This window comes from Sphingomonas sp. PvP018, assembly GCF_017876865.1.
GTDB classification, from domain to species: Bacteria; Pseudomonadota; Alphaproteobacteria; order Sphingomonadales; family Sphingomonadaceae; genus Sphingomonas; species Sphingomonas aerolata.
In genome coordinates, this window is the sequence record NZ_JAGIOU010000001.1 from 2,300,863 (window position 1) to 2,317,301 (window position 16,439).

At 60.3% G+C, this 16,439-nt stretch carries 19 protein-coding genes; 6 read left to right on the forward strand and 13 right to left on the reverse strand.

The genetic code is table 11. The annotated features are described in order from the left end of the window. Window positions 1-8: 8 nt before the first annotated feature. From J3A66_RS10090 to J3A66_RS10100, 3 genes are all read right to left on the reverse strand, one after another. A complete protein-coding gene (locus J3A66_RS10090) occupies window positions 9-770 on the reverse strand; it encodes a glycosyltransferase family 2 protein (protein WP_209568606.1) in 762 nt (253 codons plus the stop codon). Window positions 771-879: 109 nt separating this feature from the next. After that, window positions 880-2,163 carry an exopolysaccharide biosynthesis polyprenyl glycosylphosphotransferase gene (locus J3A66_RS10095; protein ID WP_209568616.1) on the reverse strand — a complete coding sequence of 428 codons (1,284 nt, stop codon included), beginning with the start codon at window positions 2,161-2,163 and terminating at the stop codon, window positions 880-882. A gap of 434 nt (window positions 2,164-2,597) precedes the next feature. Further along, entirely contained in the window at window positions 2,598-3,353 is a 756-nt protein-coding gene (locus tag J3A66_RS10100; RefSeq protein WP_209568618.1) for a hypothetical protein, read from the reverse strand. Between the two features lie 57 nt (window positions 3,354-3,410). Here J3A66_RS10100 and J3A66_RS10105 point away from each other — a divergent pair, with 57 nt between their 5' ends. Next, entirely contained in the window at window positions 3,411-3,587 is a 177-nt protein-coding gene (locus J3A66_RS10105) for a hypothetical protein (protein WP_209568620.1), read from the forward strand. 260 nt (window positions 3,588-3,847) lie between these two features. Here J3A66_RS10105 and J3A66_RS10110 read toward each other — a convergent pair whose 3' ends face one another. The 5 genes from J3A66_RS10110 to J3A66_RS10130 form a co-directional block, all read right to left on the reverse strand. Next, window positions 3,848-6,058 (reverse strand): polysaccharide biosynthesis tyrosine autokinase, encoded by a 2,211-nt coding sequence (locus tag J3A66_RS10110; RefSeq protein WP_209568622.1) that lies wholly within the window; start codon window positions 6,056-6,058, stop codon window positions 3,848-3,850. Between the two features lie 16 nt (window positions 6,059-6,074). Beyond that, complete coding sequence (locus J3A66_RS10115; RefSeq protein ID WP_245336787.1) at window positions 6,075-6,845, reverse strand: polysaccharide biosynthesis/export family protein; 771 nt, start codon at window positions 6,843-6,845, stop codon at window positions 6,075-6,077. Then, a complete protein-coding gene (locus J3A66_RS10120; RefSeq protein ID WP_209568624.1) occupies window positions 6,842-8,224 on the reverse strand; it encodes an O-antigen ligase family protein in 1,383 nt (460 codons plus the stop codon). The genes J3A66_RS10115 and J3A66_RS10120 overlap by 4 nt, the downstream gene beginning before the upstream one ends. 69 nt (window positions 8,225-8,293) lie before the next feature. Then, window positions 8,294-8,656 carry a hypothetical protein gene (locus J3A66_RS10125; protein WP_209568626.1) on the reverse strand — a complete coding sequence of 121 codons (363 nt, stop codon included), beginning with the start codon at window positions 8,654-8,656 and terminating at the stop codon, window positions 8,294-8,296. A 736-nt stretch (window positions 8,657-9,392) separates the two neighbouring features. Then, window positions 9,393-9,629: a hypothetical protein gene (locus J3A66_RS10130; RefSeq protein ID WP_209568628.1), complete on the reverse strand. Its 237-nt coding sequence runs from the start codon at window positions 9,627-9,629 to the stop codon at window positions 9,393-9,395. A 135-nt stretch (window positions 9,630-9,764) separates the two neighbouring features. On the opposite strand from J3A66_RS10130, the gene J3A66_RS10135 reads away from it, so the two are divergent. From J3A66_RS10135 to J3A66_RS10150, 4 genes are read left to right on the forward strand one after another with little or no spacing between them, the layout of a single operon-like run. Beyond that, window positions 9,765-9,968 carry a hypothetical protein gene (locus J3A66_RS10135; RefSeq protein ID WP_209568630.1) on the forward strand — a complete coding sequence of 68 codons (204 nt, stop codon included), beginning with the start codon at window positions 9,765-9,767 and terminating at the stop codon, window positions 9,966-9,968. Window positions 9,969-9,971: 3 nt separating this feature from the next. Then, window positions 9,972-10,448 carry a translesion error-prone DNA polymerase V autoproteolytic subunit gene (umuD, locus tag J3A66_RS10140; protein WP_209568632.1) on the forward strand — a complete coding sequence of 159 codons (477 nt, stop codon included), beginning with the start codon at window positions 9,972-9,974 and terminating at the stop codon, window positions 10,446-10,448. Next, window positions 10,445-11,716, forward strand: a complete 1,272-nt coding sequence (locus J3A66_RS10145; RefSeq protein WP_209568634.1) for a Y-family DNA polymerase — start codon at window positions 10,445-10,447, stop codon at window positions 11,714-11,716. The genes umuD and J3A66_RS10145 overlap by 4 nt, the downstream gene beginning before the upstream one ends. 55 nt (window positions 11,717-11,771) lie before the next feature. After that, window positions 11,772-12,116, forward strand: a complete 345-nt coding sequence (locus J3A66_RS10150; RefSeq protein WP_209568636.1) for a hypothetical protein — start codon at window positions 11,772-11,774, stop codon at window positions 12,114-12,116. Between the two features lie 21 nt (window positions 12,117-12,137). Here J3A66_RS10150 and J3A66_RS10155 read toward each other — a convergent pair whose 3' ends face one another. From J3A66_RS10155 to J3A66_RS19445, 3 genes are read right to left on the reverse strand one after another with little or no spacing between them, the layout of a single operon-like run. Then, window positions 12,138-12,797 carry an SOS response-associated peptidase family protein gene (locus J3A66_RS10155; RefSeq protein WP_209568638.1) on the reverse strand — a complete coding sequence of 220 codons (660 nt, stop codon included), beginning with the start codon at window positions 12,795-12,797 and terminating at the stop codon, window positions 12,138-12,140. A gap of 3 nt (window positions 12,798-12,800) precedes the next feature. Next, the gene (locus J3A66_RS10160; protein ID WP_209568640.1) at window positions 12,801-13,136 is read right to left on the reverse strand and encodes a hypothetical protein; all 336 of its coding nucleotides are present in this window, start codon (window positions 13,134-13,136) and stop codon (window positions 12,801-12,803) included. 59 nt (window positions 13,137-13,195) lie between these two features. Beyond that, the gene (locus tag J3A66_RS19445; RefSeq protein ID WP_281064164.1) at window positions 13,196-13,327 is read right to left on the reverse strand and encodes a hypothetical protein; all 132 of its coding nucleotides are present in this window, start codon (window positions 13,325-13,327) and stop codon (window positions 13,196-13,198) included. A gap of 87 nt (window positions 13,328-13,414) precedes the next feature. Here J3A66_RS19445 and J3A66_RS10165 point away from each other — a divergent pair, with 87 nt between their 5' ends. Then, complete coding sequence (locus J3A66_RS10165; RefSeq protein WP_209568642.1) at window positions 13,415-13,732, forward strand: hypothetical protein; 318 nt, start codon at window positions 13,415-13,417, stop codon at window positions 13,730-13,732. Here J3A66_RS10165 and J3A66_RS10170 read toward each other — a convergent pair. Continuing rightward, the gene (locus J3A66_RS10170) at window positions 13,720-15,528 is read right to left on the reverse strand and encodes a hypothetical protein (protein ID WP_209568644.1); all 1,809 of its coding nucleotides are present in this window, start codon (window positions 15,526-15,528) and stop codon (window positions 13,720-13,722) included. The two genes, J3A66_RS10165 and J3A66_RS10170, sit on opposite strands and share 13 nt — an antisense overlap. Then, window positions 15,525-16,436 (reverse strand): TniB family NTP-binding protein, encoded by a 912-nt coding sequence (locus J3A66_RS10175; RefSeq protein ID WP_209568647.1) that lies wholly within the window; start codon window positions 16,434-16,436, stop codon window positions 15,525-15,527. Before J3A66_RS10175 ends, J3A66_RS10170 begins: the two co-directional genes overlap by 4 nt. Between the last annotated feature and the right edge of the window lie 3 nt (window positions 16,437-16,439).

The following is a 16,439-nucleotide window of genomic DNA, read 5'->3' on the forward strand; positions in this document are numbered from 1 at the left end:
CGTAAGGCTCAGGCGCGTGGCCGACGGAACTGCAGCAATTTGAGGGGCATCCGCAGCCACACTACCCCGCCGCTGAACGGCTGTCCGAGCGCGCGGAGGCTGCGGGCCAGTTCGCGGTTGAGCATTAGTTTGGAGCGAACTCCTGCAGTCGATACGCCACCTGGACGAAAATGAGTAAGTACGATCGGCAGCTTGGCGAAGCTCGCGCCTCGGCCAAGCACCGCGCGTGCGACCAGATCAAAGTCACCTGCGATACGATAGCCCGTGTCGAAGCCGCCCAGATCCTGGATCAGCGTGCGACGCATGAACATTGACGGATGCGGCGGCTGCGCGCCGACCTTGAGCCACCAGGGCGCGAACCGGCCCGCGGAGTAAAGGCGCTGGCCTGTGGTGTTCCCGGTGTCGTCGACGAATTGAGTATCTGCGAACAGGCAATCCACACCCGTTTCTAGAAGCTTTTCGACAGCCAGAGCCAGCGCATCGGGCCGTGATAGATAATCGTCGGCATTCAGAAATAAAAGATAGTCACCCGTCGCGCGTGCCACGCCCTTGTTCATTGCGTCGTAGATACCGGCGTCAGGCTCGCTTTTGGCAGAGAGGCGATCATGATGGTGCTGATGAACCACGTCCATCGTTCCGTCGCGCGATGCCCCATCGACGACGATATGCTCGTAATCAACGCTGGTTTGGCGTGTGACGCTGGCGAGCGTATCAGCGATAGTCGCAGCTGCATTGAAGCTGACGGTAATAACAGAAATGCTCAGCTTCATGTTCTTTTTCATTTCCTACGAAGCGATGCCTAGGTGGCTCTTAATTACGAGTGTTGTTCGGCGCTAAAGACTAGAGAGCCTTGTCAATGCGCAGATGTTCAATCGAGTACTATTTTGCCCCCTTACCTGTCAGCATGGTTTGTGCTGTCCTGATCATAATCAGTATGTCTAACCAAACCGAGAAGTTCTTTACATAATAGAAGTCATACTGAAGCTTCTCGCGCACTTCATCTACATTAGCGACATGACCTTGGTTGATTTGAGCCCATCCAGTAAGGCCGGGTTTGATAATGTGCCTATAATGGTAGAAAGGAAGCTCGGTTGCATACCATTCGGACAGCGCCAATGCCTCCGGGCGTGGTCCAATAAGGCTCATGTCACCTTTGGCGATGTTAAAGAGTTGCGGCAGCTCATCCAGCCTTGAGCGCCGCAAGAACTGTCCTAGTCGGGTGATCCGCGGATCGTTTTCGAGCGTAATCGCCGCGTTTCGGGCTTCAGAAGCAACTTCTGGCGCAGCGTGGCGCATAGTTCTAAATTTATAAACAAGGAACGGCTTCGCGCGGAATCCGACGCGTACTTGACGAAAAAGCGCTGGACCTGGTGAGTCGATCCTGATTACCAAAGCGACTAACAACAAAAACGGTAACAGGATGATGAGTCCAAGCACTGCCAGAATTACGTCGATAAAGGTTTTTGTTTTCAGAAAAACATCATTTGGATTGATTGATCCAAGCGTATTCTCTGAAAGCGCTTCAACTTCGATCCGTCCGGTCAGCTGTTCGATTGCCTGTTTTACGTGATAGACGGGAACGCCTTGTAGTACCAAATCTGTTATTCTAAAATCCCATGCGTCACTATGATCGTGATGCAAATCGGCGACGACGCCATCAAGGCTGGAGACGGGGCCGGGAAATTGCTCTAGCCGATGCCATACGACGTTTTCGAGCCGGTCGAGCCGGTCTGCTCCCCCGCCCGGGACAATGCCAAACGCCAACCTCTTGTGTGCATCAATCTTAAAATAAATGAGAGCAAAGAATGCTATTGACAGCAGATAGCTCGCCAGAAACTGACCTCTACTATAGTCAAATCTGAATAGAAGGAATATTAGTGATAACATTCCAAACATGATACTAAAGCTGGTTATAATATATCCTCCTGCAGCAATACCAGGAAATACATTAAGCCTTCTATATCCAGTATACCCAAGAAGTATTGCAAATACTCCGCTGATAGCAGTGTTATACTGAGTCGGAGAGAATGCCGAAACATTGAAAACAAACTGCCTAAACAGTACTGGTATAATTACACAAATAAGAACGCCAAAGGCTATGCGATAGCGAATGCGGTTAAGCCAAGCGTATGACGCATTTATAACAGGACGTTGCTTTGCCACTATAGCGACTCACCGAAGGAATGCATTAATGCCATGAAGCGTACCGTGCATGGGGTGATACGCTATGCCGTGAAATCAGGCGCCCCGATACAGTCAGCGGCGGCAGACCGCAACACAAGACGGCCATAACGTGATCGTGCTCCAAGCCGTGAGGAGAGGGCCTATTATAACCAGTATGCCCTCTGCAAAAGGTGCTAGAATTCCAGTTCTGCGCAATCTTGCACGAGTAACCGTGGTTAGAAATATACATACAAGCATCTGCCTAGAGAGGCACTCAAGCGATCATGAAATGACGACTTTTAAAGCCAGGCTTATTAGCTACAATAAGCTATCTTCGTGATACATAATCGTGGATATCTGCGACTTTACAATAACTATCGCATTAAATCAATGTCTGTGGTGTTGAATACTATCGACGTCACAGGAAGCGAGAATCACCTTTGCTTTGTCGGAGCAAGTACAATGCCGTCGATTTGTCCTGAAATACCACTGATTGCATCTGACGGCTGTACAAATAGCGTCAGTACCTGAACCGGGCAGCCTGCTGGCACAGAGATCGTACCTGTGAACGTGCCGTTCGCTTGCGCCGAATTGGGGACTGTTACGCGGCCAAAGTCTTGTCGCTCACCGCGGCACGTTAGACTCCAGTAAGGAAGCGCACGTGCCTCTTGTTCGATCCCACTGCTACGTCCGGCAAGCCGATACGTACCCGGCGGGAGAAGTTGTATCTGCTGAAGCACCACCCCCCCAATGCTCGCCGGCGCGGAGAACTCGAACGAACCGCCGTTGGGTGTGCGTTGGAACGATGTTGCGATGCTAACCCCGTTCACAGGTGTCCAGTCGAATACCGATGGAGTCTCAAGCGAGGCAGTAAAATGCGGGTCGCGTGCGCGACTACGATCAACACCAGGCCGCAATGTAGCATAGTAATTCCACGCTTCTGAAACTTTACCGGCATCGAGTAGGGCGTTGACCACCGCGGCGCGTACCGGCTCGGGTACTGCAATGCCGCGCGCACCCAACGCCAAGAAAAATGTAGAGGTATTTTGAAGATCGTTCTTCTGTGCGGCGACATAGGTGATGTAGCTATCAGCCCAGAGCGGCTTTGCTGCCAGTGTGTGCACCAGCACGGTGCGTATCGCGGGATCATGCGCAGCCTGCGTCAAGACGGGGTAGAGCATGTCGCCCATTCTAGGCTTTGTGCGTAAAGTTACATCGTACCAGCGCAACGCAGTCGTGACATTGCCATGCGCTACCGCATCCTCGATCGACCACAGCTGTATCTGATCGTTTCGGCGCGACAACATCTGCGCATAGGCAAGAAGGCGACGCGCGTGCGCTTCATTGCCATCCGCCGCAGTGCCGAGGCCAAGCGTTACGGCGGCTATTACCGCCGTCGGGTCGCGGTGCAAAGCATCGAGTGACAGCTTCCGTGCCTCGGCAAGGTCCCGCGCGCTGGCCTTCGGAGTGATGAGTGTACCGGCATGAGCTGCGGACAACCGTCCGTCATAAGGGGCGAGTGCGTCGGCGAATGCGGGCCTCGTTTTTGTTGCGACTTGTGCAATAGAGAATGCAACGCTTTGGAATGCGAGCACCGCGATGCCGCTGGTAAGGGCAAAACGCCCAGCCCATTCCTTGCGAGAGCGACGCTTAAGGGTGTCTGAGCGCGACATACGGTGCGCGCTCAGCTCCGTTCTTTCTTTGTGCGGCCATAATCGTAGCCATATTCGTAGCCGTAACCGTACGCAGCACGCTTTGCTTCGAATTTGGTCAGCACGCCGCCAAAAACGCGTACATTGGCAGCGGCAAGGCGACCCAACGCAATTTTTACTTGGCTTGCTCGGATCCCGTGCGACTCGACTGCGTAGATTACGCCTTCGACGCGCGCGGCGATCAATGGTGCATCGGCCAGGCCCATTACGGGCGGCCCGTCGATCACAACATGATCATAATCCTTTAGCAGCCGTTCAATCAACCGCGAGAGACGGTTACCTGTCAACAGTTCCGCGGCGTTGGGTGGAATAGGGCCTGCCGACATCGCGATGAACCCGAAATCGGGCATCGGGAAGATCAGGGGCTCAATTGCCTCCTCGCCAGATAGGAAATTGCTGAGACCACGCTCGTGACCGACGTTGCCGAGGTGGTGGACTGATGGCGAGCGCATGTCGCCGTCGACGAGGATCACGCGCTTGCCTGCGCGTGCAAGCATCGTTGCGAGCGCGAGTGCCGTTGTCGACTTACCCTCACCGGGGCGCGTCGATGTAACCGACATTGAACGAGGTGCACCATGCTCGGTCGTAAAGCCGAGGTTTGTACTGATCGCCAGATAGGCATCGACAAGATCCGACTTGCGATCAAGCAGTTCGTCGCGCGGCGATCCATCGTTGCGGACCTTCGGCGCTGAGCCAAGTAACGGCAGGCCGAGGCGGCGCTCGACTTCGCCCGGATCGCCAAACGCCTCGTCCATCTGTTCAAGGATCAGCGCCAAGACCGCGCCTAATGCAAGGCCACCGATCAGCGACAGGAGCAGATTCAGGAACAAACGAGGACTGGACGGCCTTTGTGGCTCGTCGGCAATATCCACGACCGAGATGTTATTAATACCGACGCCGTTCGCAACTCCGATTTCTTTATAACGCTGGAGTAGTCCGTCATAAAGCGCGCGGTTCGTATCTACTTCTTGCTGATAGATATTATATTGAATGCTACGCCGACGGTTATCGAGATAGCTCGACTTGAGCTGATTGACCCGTGCCTGGAGTGATGTCTCGCGCGCAGCCGCGATACGATAAGCACCTTCGATCGATCCCGATACGCGGGACTCCTCTCGCGTTATTGCACGGTCCAGTTGATCAATCTGCGACTTTAACGCCTTCGCGCTCGGATAGCCTGGCTCGAATTGCACCATCAGCTGCTGATATTGTGCGCCGAGTTCAGCGCGGCGCTGACGCAGGCTGTTAATCGCGATGTTGCCGAGCGTCTCGTTGGACGCACCGCTTCCTGAACGATAGCGCGCCTCAGCCTCAATCCGATCGGCAACGGCCTGCGTCAATGCGGTATTGAGCGCGGCCAGATCGTCTGCAACAATCGAGCGTTCCGCGGTTCCTTGACCGTTGGTACCACTGCCTTGCGCAGGCAGGTTTATGATCTGCTGATTGGTGGCATAGGCAACGAGTTTACGCTGGGTCTCGTCAAGCCGCTGCTTCTGCAAGCCAAGCTGCCGCTCAAGCAGATTGCGACCATAGGAGGTCGCCTGCACCTTGCGCTCGAGATTGGTTTGGATGAAATTCTCGGCCCACGCGTTCGCGATACGCGTCGAGAATGCCGCCTGGGGACTAGTGAACGAGATGTCAACGAGGCTCGACAGTCGCGTGGGGTTGACCGATAGGTTGTGCTGCAGCACCTCGCCCGCCACGCGTTGGCGCTCCGCCCGTCCCGCAGCGTTGTAACGTCCCCCCGTTAGCTCAAACGCCGGATCCTTACTGGAAATACCAAAAAGCTCGTAAAAGCCCGGGTCGTCGACAAGACGCAGTTGCACAGCGACGCGTTCGGACAGTGCGCGTGATTTCAACAGACCATACTGAGTCTGGTAAAATTCTTGATCGATACCGTTCGACTGGCGTTCGACACCTTGAAAGTTGGTGACCTGATTGGCATCGCGCGCGATTTCGATAGTCGCGGTCGCAGTATATTTCGGAGTCATCAGCAAGGTGATGACAAGTCCCAGAACGACACACGCGACCGTTACAGCGATGATGACGTACTTCCAGCGTAACGCGATACGCAGATATTGCTGGATCAATGGCGGGCGCTCGGTCTCGATCAGGCGCGGAAGGACAGGAGCCGGATCTGATGTGATCGCACCGGGCTGCAGGTTCGACGTAATGACGTTCATGCGTTTTATCCGAACTTTACTGCAGGACAGCGATCAGCGGCGCGGCGAGCAGCGGCGCGACCGAGACCAGATCGCGGAATCGACGTCGCGCAGGGGAATCGCCGACCACAACAACGTCGTTGGCGTAGATTGCAGGGTCGTCATAGTCACCGCGCCGGATAGCTTCGATGTTATAAAGCCCCGCCATATGACGTCCGTCGACGGTGCGCAGGATTACGACTTCGTTTTCCTTGGCGAATTCGGACAGGCCCTTGGCGGAGGCGATTGCCCGGAGGAGCGTCATCTGGTTAGTCACTGGATAAAGGCCGGGCTCGATGACCTGTCCCTCCATCGTCACGACCTGGCTGACCGAGCTTCGGATGTTCACCGTGACGTCGGGGTTGCGCACATAGCGGCTGCGCAGCGCGCGCTCGATCGACTGAGCAAGTTCTTGCGCTGTGCGTCCGTTTGCGTCGATCGTGCCGATCAGCGGCATTGCGATGCGCCCCCCCGCGTCGACCTGCACTTCGCGGCTAAGGTCGGCGATGTTAAAGACGTCGACTTGGATCGTGTCGAGCGGACCGATCAGAGAAGGGCGATCGCCTGCGATCAGATCTTTGCGGCCCGGCGCGGGTAGTATCGTACTGTCGTTCACGACGGTAAGTCGGTCGGTCGAGACAAGCGGCTGCTGGTGCGCACATCCTGAGAGGGCGATGCCGGGAACGGCAAGGAGGCCCGTGAGGGCGAAGCGGATCGTGCGCATACGCGTGGAAGACACTTTACAGGACTGAATGATCTGATTGGTCATAGATGCCGCCCCGTCGAGGGTAAAGGCCCTTTGCCGCGTGCGCCTGCGTCTGGCTGGTCCAGCCAGATCGCCGCGATCATTGCCATCGCCATGATGACAGGGGTGCGCGCAGGATAATCGATGATGCTGGCGATCAGAATCAGCAACAACATCACTGAACCAAGCCGGGGCAGTATGTGCGCCGCGTCACCACGCCACGCGACCATGCTCTTCCACCCCCACCAGCCCAGCGCAACGAGCAATAGCAACAGTCCTGGTAGTCCTGCGTTAAGCACTATCTCCAGGAAATCATTATGCGCATGATTGAAATAGGTTGGCTTCAAGAGTGCGAACGGTTCGTGCATGCGGAAGATCGGATCGAAACTCCCCATTCCTGTTCCGAACGGAAAATACGTGCGGATGATCGCAAGCACGACCGGCAACCCGCGACCGCGCATATCCTGCCCGGTATCCTGATCAACGAGGCGGTTGATCGATATCGCCCGGTCCGCCGCGACGCTCGCGAGCACGAAAATGGCAAGCAGCACGACGAGCCCAACTCCGAGTGCGGGAAGGACCCAGCGCGGATAGCGGTGAAGCGCGGTTTTCACGCCGCGCCAAGACGAACCTAACCCTAGCGCCAGCGCCAACGCTCCGAACACCAGCCCAGCGCGAGACCCCGTCGCCAGGATGGCAAGGATAAGTAGTACGACGAACCCAAGCGCAACCGGCGCTCGAACTTTCGAGCGTGTGCCGTATCCAAATACCCAGGCGGGTGCGATCAAGAGTCCGAAGGAGAGGAACAATGCATAGTGGTTGCGGTTGGCAATCAGTCCGTCAACCGTACCAGGCGTGCCGTTAACGAGCGGGTTGACGATCCGCGTACCGGTGAATTGGATGAGCCCGATGACGAGGGACACAGCGATTACCGCAAGGATCACGTTGGGAAGCCAGCGCTTCTGTTCCTCGCGTACCCCTGTCGCAAGCAGCAGCACAGCGAACGGTACCACCAGCGAGAAGAGCGCGTTGACGGTCGCGCCGGGAACGAGTGACCAGGGTCGCCAGAGGTCGGGCGGCGAGACCAGCGGATCGACAAAGGCCGCCCGGCCGGGAAGCGCGCGCCATAAGCCTGGCGGCAGCGGGATAAGCTGTGCCACGCATAACAGAATCGCAGCTAGAAGGAGTAGCGCTGCGCCGCGGGCTTCTTCGATGCGTGGACGTTGGGCGAAAAGCACCGCGACCACGATCGTAGTCCAGGCCGCTGCGCGCGAGACGATCTGTCCGGCAACATTTTCACGTGATGCTCCCCCTGCGACCCACAGGACGAATAACAGTGCTGCCAGCAGCACGAAGGAGAGCCCCGGGCGGAGGCGGGCAAATTGATGACGTGAAATGGCCATGTCCGCCCCTAGGTCATCTAGCAACGCGATGGAACCGCCGCGTTAGCTTACTGTGCATCGTGAATATCATTACGGCTGCGCGGTATCGTCGTCCGGCTGTGTTCCCGGCGGTAATGTGGATTGCGGCGACGTCTGCAGGGGGAGGCGTTCTCCTGTCTGCGAAGGTCGCTGCAGCGTCGTCGCGGTGCCGATGCGCGCATTGTCGTTTACCTGCGTCGCGAAGGCGCCGGTTGGATCGATTACGCTGTCGGGTTGATAGCGCTCAATCCTAAGCTTGAGGCGCGTGTCGAGTCGACTGTTAATGCGATTGTTGTTCCGGTTTTGATTAAGACCGGCGGGCTCGCCCTTGGCGTTGAGCCTCGCACCGTACGCTGTCGCTGTATCGCGCGCGTTTCGAGTTTGCGCGGTGGCCGCGGTAGCGAGGCAGAGCATAACGGCCCCTGTGGCTATTGCGATCGCTGCTATGCATCGGCCGTTCGTCATCTGCACCAATCCGTTGTAGACACACCCGCCTGTAGACACCCGCCGAAGTGTATCGTTGTGGAAGGGACTAGAGTGTCGCCACCGCCGCGTCACCGGGAAAATGCGAACGCGCGTATCTTGTCACATCGCCACCATGATAAGTCGCGTTATCGACGATCACCATTTGCTTTCCCAATGACGCCACCCTTATGCCCGATAAGTGGGTCTTAGGGACCACCGCCCCCTGATCCGGCGAATATGATCTTCTCGGCGCCTGTCTAGGGGCAAAGCGGCACCCGCATTCCAGCGGCGTTACGCGCACCACGCAGCTCAGTCTCACATTCCCGGGAAACACGGCTGTCTGCCGCCGCCAAGGCAAAGCCTAAGGCGTGCTCCTGTCGCGGAGATCCGGTTTCGCTGTCAAAGGAGCACGCGTGCCAAGACAAACTAATTACTGCACTTGGATATTGTTTACTTAGAACGACTTACCGAAGCCTGTACAAGCTAATTGCAGTCGACCGAGGGGGTGGAGAAAGTTAAATACCGCACATACCGATCGTTCGAACGATAGATGCGGCGTAATGGCGCATGAGTGTGCGAGCAACCCTAGGCCAGCGCTCCCACCATCCTGAACGCGCGTCACTATGCAGGAGGACGTTGTCCTTGGCGTCCCTACCGAAAGGGCCAGGATGACGAGCAGCACCGTTTAAAGCGCCATCCAGTCGCTCTCGGCGTCGTCGATCGCCGCGAACGCATCGCCGTCGGCCTGTTGCTTGCGGAGATGCGTTCGCACCGCCTCGGGGTCACCGTTCTTCGGAAATGTCCGATCGGCACGTGCGGCGTCGGCAATGCCGTCCACCCAGTCGCCCCGGTCCCTTTGGGACAGCAGCCATTTACCGAAAGCGGGCGTCGGCTCCTGCTCGTGGTCGTCCTGATTAGTCATGCTCGCGGTCCTCGTATGGTCGGCTGGCCAATCGCATTAACCCTATGTTCTTGCAATGTTCTTGCGAATCAAACTGGATCGCGCCTAGCTATAGGCATGCCGCTCGCGGCGACTCGACACTGATGGAGCATCGAAATGCAGCACGATCTGCGGCTGAGAGCGGCTGCCCGCGCGATATACGACAATGTCCATCCACCTGAGGATCCGGTGCCATTCAGCTTCGACGAGGCCGAACGGTTCGGGACCGCTGAGTACCGGCAAGCCGTCGGCGCCGCGCAGGATGCTCGATCGGCTTTGACCACGCAGCATGAGCAACTTCTCTTCGTCGCGATCCTCTAGGTCATGTCCCCGACCAACCAATACCGCCCGGTCGTCGTGCTATTGAACCGCCGTGACAGCGCGCTGCGGCTTCACGATGTCCCGTTCGAGCTGGTGCCGTGCGAGGTGCCGTTCTTCCTCGTCCACACGCCAGCCGGTTTTCCGTCCCCGGCACAGGACGACATGCAAGAGCCGATCGATCTGGGCGCGTGGCTCGTCGAGCACCCGGCTGCCAGCTACATCATGCGCGTCGAAGGACGGTCCATGTCCGGCGCGGGAATCAATGATGGCGATCTGCTCGTCGTGAACCGCGCCAAGTCGCCGAGGACGGGCGCGATCGTCGTCGCGCTGGTGCACGGTGAGCGGACTTTGAAGCGGTTGCGCTTCGTCGCTGGCCGTCACTGGCTCGTCCCCGAGGCCGAAGGGTTCGCAGACATCCTGGTCGACGAGCATGTCGAGATCTGGGGCACGGTCGTCGGCGTTGCCCGCAAGATGGCATGAGCCCGCCGATCGCCCTGATCGACTGCAACAACTACTACGTCTCCTGCGAGCGCGCCTTCGACGCCAGCCTGATCGGGGTCCCGGTCGTCGTCTTGTCAAACAATGACGGATGCGCAATCGCACGGTCCGCGGAGGCGAAGGCGCTCGGCATCAAGATGGGCGACCCCATCCACCATCTGCGCGACAAGGTGCGGGAGCACGGCATTCAGGTCCGGTCATCGAACTACGCGCTGTACGGAGACATGCAGCGTCGGGTGATCGCCGCATGCGAATCCTTCGCCCGCGACTTCGAGATATACTCGATCGACGAGACGTTCCTGGACCTGGCGGGATTTGAGGGCCGCGATCTCGTTGCCCACGCGAATGCGATGCGGGCCCAGGTCCAGCTATGGACGACGATCCCCACCTGCGTCGGCATCGCGGAGACCAAGACGCTGGCGAAGCTGGCGAATGCCGCAGCCAAGAAGAACCCGCAGTTCGACGGGGTGGCCGATCTACGTGACGACGGCGTAAGGCGCGATGTGATGCACGCCTTTGCCGTCGGTGACGTTTGGGGCGTCGGCGGTGCGACGGCACGCAAGCTGACCGACTTGGGGATACACACCGCTGGAGCGCTGCGTGACATGCCGATGAAGCAGGCGCGCGCCGTCGGGACGGTCGTCCTTGAGCGGCTGGTAGCCGAGCTGCGCGGCGTCCCGTCCAATGCTGTGGAAGCGGTCGAGCCGCGGCGGAAGGGCATGGCCGTCACCCGGTCGTTCGGAACCCCTATCTGCGACTTCGAGCGGATGATGGGCGCGCTGTCACAATATGCGCTGCGGGCTGGCGAGAAGCTGCGATCGCACGGCTTGGTCGCGGCCCGGCTGACCGCGTTCTTCCACACGAACAAGCACAAGCCCGACCACCCCCAATACGGCGCATCGCGAATGGTGACGCTGCACCCGATGACGAACGACAGCCTCGAGCTGATCGCGGCGGCCAGGCGGGGTGCTGAGAAGGCGTGGCGCGACGGATACGCCTACACGAAAGCCGGCATCATGCTCGACGATCTGCTTCCCGAGGACGAGCGGCCGCGCACGCTGTTCGAAGAGGATACGGCCAAGCGCGATCGACTGATGGGCGCGCTCGATGCGATCAACGGAAGGTTCGGCACGTGGACGGCCGTGACGGCATCGCAGGGGTTCAAGCGCGAGTGGAAGATGCGATCGGAGATGCGGTCGCCAGCATGGACGACAGACATCGCTCAGGTGCCGACGGTCCGCGCAGGATAGTGCCGCCAGTGCTGAAGGTCTTGCGTTCGCTGGAGTTCAGAACGAGGAAGCGGTCATGAGCCATGCCAGCAACATCGTTTTCTGCGATGGACCCGACAGCCCCCACGCGTTCGACGTCGTGCCGCTTCAGCCACGCAATGGCAGCCTCGATGCGATGTGTCCGGTCTGCAAGGGCCGCGGGCAATGGAACACCGAGATCGATCTCGTCAGCTTCCGATGCAGGCGAACGGCATGCGATCGGTGCCACGGTGCCGGCTGGGTGGAAACCGGAACCGATCCGATCGGCCTGCCTGACATCGAAGTTTCGCCGGAAGGCTACCCCCGTTGGACGATCCGCTTCGAACCCAGCGACACGGAGGTGAAGGTCGACCCGGCCCAACCTGGTCTGGCGAAAACCTGAGCCGGACGAAGCTGGCCGTGCTTAGATCAACCGAGGCGTCGGCGTGCGCGTCGGAAACACCGGCCCCCGCACCGTCATCTGATCCGCCGAATATGGCCGCTGCAACGCCAGCACGTCGTCGTAGCTACCGGTCAGCCACCGCTCGTGATCGTCCGGTCGCAGGATCGTGATCATCGCCTTGGGGTGGATCGGCGCCACCAGTTCGTTCGCGTCGCAAGTGACCATCGCGAAGTAGCGTTGTTCGCCGACCTGCCGCCAGAAACCCGCGATCGCGAAAACGGGCTGGTCGGTCACCCCGAACCACATCTCCCCCTTGATCGGCTTCTTGCCGTCGCCGAGGTCGGTCGGCTCGCGAGCCCATTCGCAGAACTCCGTCAGCGGGATCAGGCAGCGGTTGGCTGGATCGGTGACGAGCGACCGCCATTGCGGCAGATGCAGCGTGCGCACGTTGGTCTGTGCAACCTTGCGACCGGCCTGCTTCGCCTGCCCCGCCAGGACGTCCCACTCCATCACGTCTAGCCCGCGGCGATCGCCTTCGTTGCGCACGACGTACGCCCGACCGAACGGGCGCAGTTCCTTGGGGTCGAACCGGTTGTCCATCGGCTTGTCGGCAAGCCATTCCGCGCCGAACCGTTCGGTGATTGTCTCGGGCTCGCCGTCGAACCGGGCGCGATTGCACATCGATCAGTTTCCGAAGTTGCGACGCTTGAGCTCGCCGAGCAGCGCTTCGGCTACCGGGTGGCCCACTGCCCCGCCCGACTGCTCGTAGGCTGTGGTCAGATCCGCGTCGGATGCATCGTTCAACAAGCCCCTGACTTCGGCGCTGAACTCGTCGACTTCCCCGGCGGCTGCATCCGCCGCGTCGTCGCTGGTGATGGCGGGCTCGTCGCTGGGCGCCGGCGCATGTGCCATCACGGCGTCCTGCTTGAACATGTCGAAGGCGTCCGCGGCTTCGTTGCGTTCCTCCAACGCGATCTCGAGGCGGGTGAACAGGTCGAGCGACGGTGCGGTGTTATCCATCGCGGAAGCCTAAGCCCCGTTTGCTGGTCCACGCAACATGCCTCAGCCGCGCCGCTGGTTCAGGTGTCTATCCGCCCGACAACGGCGCCGATCGCGACCACGGCAACGATGATCGCCCAGCCCTCCCAGGTTCGAGGCGTCCAGCCGAGGCCTACCATCTTGGGCTGAAACCATTCTCGAGGGTGGTTCATGACGCCTCCGATAACGGGGAGACCAGTCGGCCCCGCCTTTCGCTTCCCGGCTCCGAGCAATACATGTCACGAACGGAGGACGCCAGCATGCCCGCGGACATCATGAAGGTAGACGACCAAGCCAAGATCGACCTGTTCCAGGAGATCATGCCCATCGTGATGCAGTACCTGGCGGCAAACTCGGCCGACCAGGAGCTGATGTACGGTCGCATCAACTCAGGTCGCGATGACGGTCTGAAGGCCTATGATCAACGCGTTCACGAAGGTTCCCCGAGCCCGGATCCGATCTGCGCTCACGCTGGCGTTTCTCATCTGGGTCAGCTTTGGCGCTATCAACGGCTCGACGAGGAGCCCGACGGGCGCCTTGTGGAGTCCCGGGCCGCCGCCGTGCGTCAACACGGCTGAATGCCCAGCACGGCCTCCGCCGCCGCCCGGTCCCATCCCAGAGCGGTAGAGCGGACGCCCGCGCGGTTCAGGATGCCCATGACCGTGCGGAGGTGGGCGCCGGTCCGCAGTGCGGCCTCGCCCAGAGCGATGTTCCGTTCGGCGAGCGAACGCACCAGTCCACGATCGAAGATCGCCGCGGAATGCTTCGTACCGCTGCGATGCGGATCGAGCGCTCCGGCATCCCGCCCGTGCAGATTGAGCACGTTGCGGGCATCGTCCAGGACGTAGTGGTCGTAGTGTCCCGTGTGCTCGCTGGTCATCGTTCCAATCGCCGGCAGCGAGGTTCGTTCGATCCGCACGCGACGGGTGAGCCTTCCGCATCCGGCCGTGAGAGTGAAGGGAAGTCGCCCGTCCAGCAGCGCTTCGAACACTTCCAGATAGGGCTTCTCTCGCCCACCCACCACGGACATCGCGGACGCCAGGGTCAGGGTGAGGGCCTCAGACCCGACGTCCACGGACGCATGCTCGAGGCGGTCCATCAGATCCTCCACGCTTTTCGCTTCGATCCGAAGACCGTAGCGCTCGCGGACGAACGGATGCGGCACCGCCCTGATGATGCCGCCCGTCGCGAGCTGCGCGACCGCGTATCTCGGCATATGGGTGCTCACGCCGAGCACCGATGCTCCGATCGACTCCATGTCGGCCAGTTCCCGGATCTCCGTCCGGCTGAGGACCGGCACGACCTCGCCCCGTCGCAGGACGTGTCGCGTCGCGAGTTCGCCCCGCCGGCGGGCTCCGCGGAGCTTGCCGGCCGAGACCGAGGTCAGTTCGGCGGCCTCTCGGAAATCGATCGCGTGTCGATCGCCTACGCCGGGAACCGCCATGCTCGTCGCCGCCTTCCGGATCACGTCGCTGGCGTTCGCGGTGCGGGCCGGCGTTCTCGAGGACAGCAGACGACTGAGCCTGTCGAACTGCGACGACCGTCCGACGGCGAGACCGACGTCCTCGACGTCGAACCCCCGGTCGGTCAGCGATCGCGGCCATTCCTTCAGCAGGCGCCAGACGCGCGCTATCGCGGAGGTGAACGACGGCCCATCGTGCAGCCAGCAGTCGTCGCGCCTCACGGTCCGCAGACCACGCTCGACGACGGGGACGAACGCCAGCACCAGTTCGACGAGTTCGCCGCGGGGCAACTCGCGGAGCTCGTCGGGAAGGCCCTTCACGGCGTCGGCGTTCGTCTCGCCACTCAGCGAGAACAGTCCCGCATACGAACGGAGCGCGGGCGCGTCCTCGGACCGGGTGGGGATCGAGGGGACGTTCTCGAGCGCCGCCCCGCATTCCTGACAGCGTTCGGGACCAAGGGAGGTGGTCCACCCCTGACGTTGTCCGCACGTGCAGGTCGACTGCAGTATCTCAAGGGATGCCGGACAGAAGGGCAGCGTCCGGATGCACCATTCGCCGCGGTGTATTCCGTCGTTACGGAGAGACATGGGTGCGAACCTGCGGATGCGCGTGCACAGGTCCGTGGCGTCCATGCCGATCCCGCGATGGACGATGCCTTCGCCCGAGGGCTCGCCTCTGCGCTTGGCGATCTCGGTTTCCGCCACGCCCAGTACGGTGGCGATCACGGCGGGGTCGGCGTCGCCGCGGACGATGTCGACGTGCCTGTTCCGGTGCTTCTGCCCCACCTGAGCCAGGAACGCCGGCAGGTGCGGCAGCAGGTTCGCGTCCATCGTCCGCACGCAGAACCCCAGCAGCGACTCGTCCGCATGCGGTGTCTGGGGCCACCAGACCCGGTCGATGTCGCGGTTCATGACAGCAGAGCCCACAGGCCGTTGGTCCCGCCCCTCTTCCGCTTCCGCATGAGGGCATCGCCGTTCGCTGCGAGGTCACGGAGCGTCATCGACGGGAGATCGTGCCGAACCGCGTCCTTGAGCGATTCGAGCACGATCCAGTGGGCGTCGCCGACCATTCCGCAGCACACCGAGCAGAGCTCCCTCGCGACGGCCTCTCCGTCGAGCCCGGCCCTTCCGGTGAGGATGCGGCGTGCCACTATCGCCTCGTCGAGTTCGCCCAGGAACTTCGTCCACGATTCGAAATCCTCCTTCCACGTCCGGGCCGGCAGACCGGGCGACTTAATCATGCGCCTGTCGAACGCGTCGTTGTCGACCATGTGGTCGAGTTCTTCGGAGGTGCCCATGACTATGATCGAGACCCATCCGTCGCTGAGCAGGTTCTTGATCGCGTTGGCACCGCGCTTTCCCTGCGAGGAGTCGGCCACGTGGTTGAACTCGTCCAGGATGAGGACGTGGACGCCTTCGCGGTCCAAAGCCTTCTTGACCCGTTTGCGCTGCAGCGTCTCGTTGCCCTTATCGTAGTTCGGGTCGCCGAGACCCTCGAGTATACTCGACCACACCGACTTGACGGTGCCGAGCGTGTCCAACGTGATGCGCCTGGCCGCCCCCTTGTCCGGCGGCGTGCCTGCGGTCTGCTCGGCCATGGCGACCAGCCTGTTCGCGGCAGCCGATTTGCCGGCTCCCGTCGGTTCGGACACTATCATGCCGGGCCGGGGTTCTCCGACCGGGGAATGGAGGCTGGTGAACAGCATCTCCAGTCCGACCGCAGCCAGCTTCCGTTGATCGGCCAGGTCGATCCTGATTCCCCGGAACTCCGCTTCGGCTCTCCCGACGGCTTCGATGCGCCTGAACTTGTCCTCATCCATGGT

What these genes read in the sequence shown, in the direction of transcription:
- J3A66_RS10090 (WP_209568606.1), bottom strand. Translation starts at nt 770, where the DNA reads ATGAAGCTGAGCATTTCTGTTATTACCGTCAGCTTCAATGCAGCTGCG.
- J3A66_RS10100 (WP_209568618.1), bottom strand. Translation starts at nt 3,353, where the DNA reads ATGGGCGACATGCTCTACCCCGTCTTGACGCAGGCTGCGCATGATCCC.
- J3A66_RS10105 (WP_209568620.1), top strand. Translation starts at nt 3,411, where the DNA reads ATGCGCTACCGCATCCTCGATCGACCACAGCTGTATCTGATCGTTTCG.
- J3A66_RS10110 (WP_209568622.1), bottom strand. Translation starts at nt 6,058, where the DNA reads ATGAACGTCATTACGTCGAACCTGCAGCCCGGTGCGATCACATCAGAT.
- J3A66_RS10115 (WP_245336787.1), bottom strand. Translation starts at nt 6,845, where the DNA reads ATGACCAATCAGATCATTCAGTCCTGTAAAGTGTCTTCCACGCGTATG.
- J3A66_RS10120 (WP_209568624.1), bottom strand. Translation starts at nt 8,224, where the DNA reads ATGGCCATTTCACGTCATCAATTTGCCCGCCTCCGCCCGGGGCTCTCC.
- J3A66_RS10125 (WP_209568626.1), bottom strand. Translation starts at nt 8,656, where the DNA reads ATGCTCTGCCTCGCTACCGCGGCCACCGCGCAAACTCGAAACGCGCGC.
- J3A66_RS10130 (WP_209568628.1), bottom strand. Translation starts at nt 9,629, where the DNA reads ATGACTAATCAGGACGACCACGAGCAGGAGCCGACGCCCGCTTTCGGT.
- J3A66_RS10135 (WP_209568630.1), top strand. Translation starts at nt 9,765, where the DNA reads ATGCAGCACGATCTGCGGCTGAGAGCGGCTGCCCGCGCGATATACGAC.
- umuD (WP_209568632.1), top strand. Translation starts at nt 9,972, where the DNA reads ATGTCCCCGACCAACCAATACCGCCCGGTCGTCGTGCTATTGAACCGC.
- J3A66_RS10145 (WP_209568634.1), top strand. Translation starts at nt 10,445, where the DNA reads ATGAGCCCGCCGATCGCCCTGATCGACTGCAACAACTACTACGTCTCC.
- J3A66_RS10150 (WP_209568636.1), top strand. Translation starts at nt 11,772, where the DNA reads ATGAGCCATGCCAGCAACATCGTTTTCTGCGATGGACCCGACAGCCCC.
- J3A66_RS10155 (WP_209568638.1), bottom strand. Translation starts at nt 12,797, where the DNA reads ATGTGCAATCGCGCCCGGTTCGACGGCGAGCCCGAGACAATCACCGAA.
- J3A66_RS10160 (WP_209568640.1), bottom strand. Translation starts at nt 13,136, where the DNA reads ATGGATAACACCGCACCGTCGCTCGACCTGTTCACCCGCCTCGAGATC.
- J3A66_RS19445 (WP_281064164.1), bottom strand. Translation starts at nt 13,327, where the DNA reads ATGAACCACCCTCGAGAATGGTTTCAGCCCAAGATGGTAGGCCTCGGC.
- J3A66_RS10165 (WP_209568642.1), top strand. Translation starts at nt 13,415, where the DNA reads ATGCCCGCGGACATCATGAAGGTAGACGACCAAGCCAAGATCGACCTG.
- J3A66_RS10170 (WP_209568644.1), bottom strand. Translation starts at nt 15,528, where the DNA reads ATGAACCGCGACATCGACCGGGTCTGGTGGCCCCAGACACCGCATGCG.
- J3A66_RS10175 (WP_209568647.1), bottom strand. Translation starts at nt 16,436, where the DNA reads ATGGATGAGGACAAGTTCAGGCGCATCGAAGCCGTCGGGAGAGCCGAA.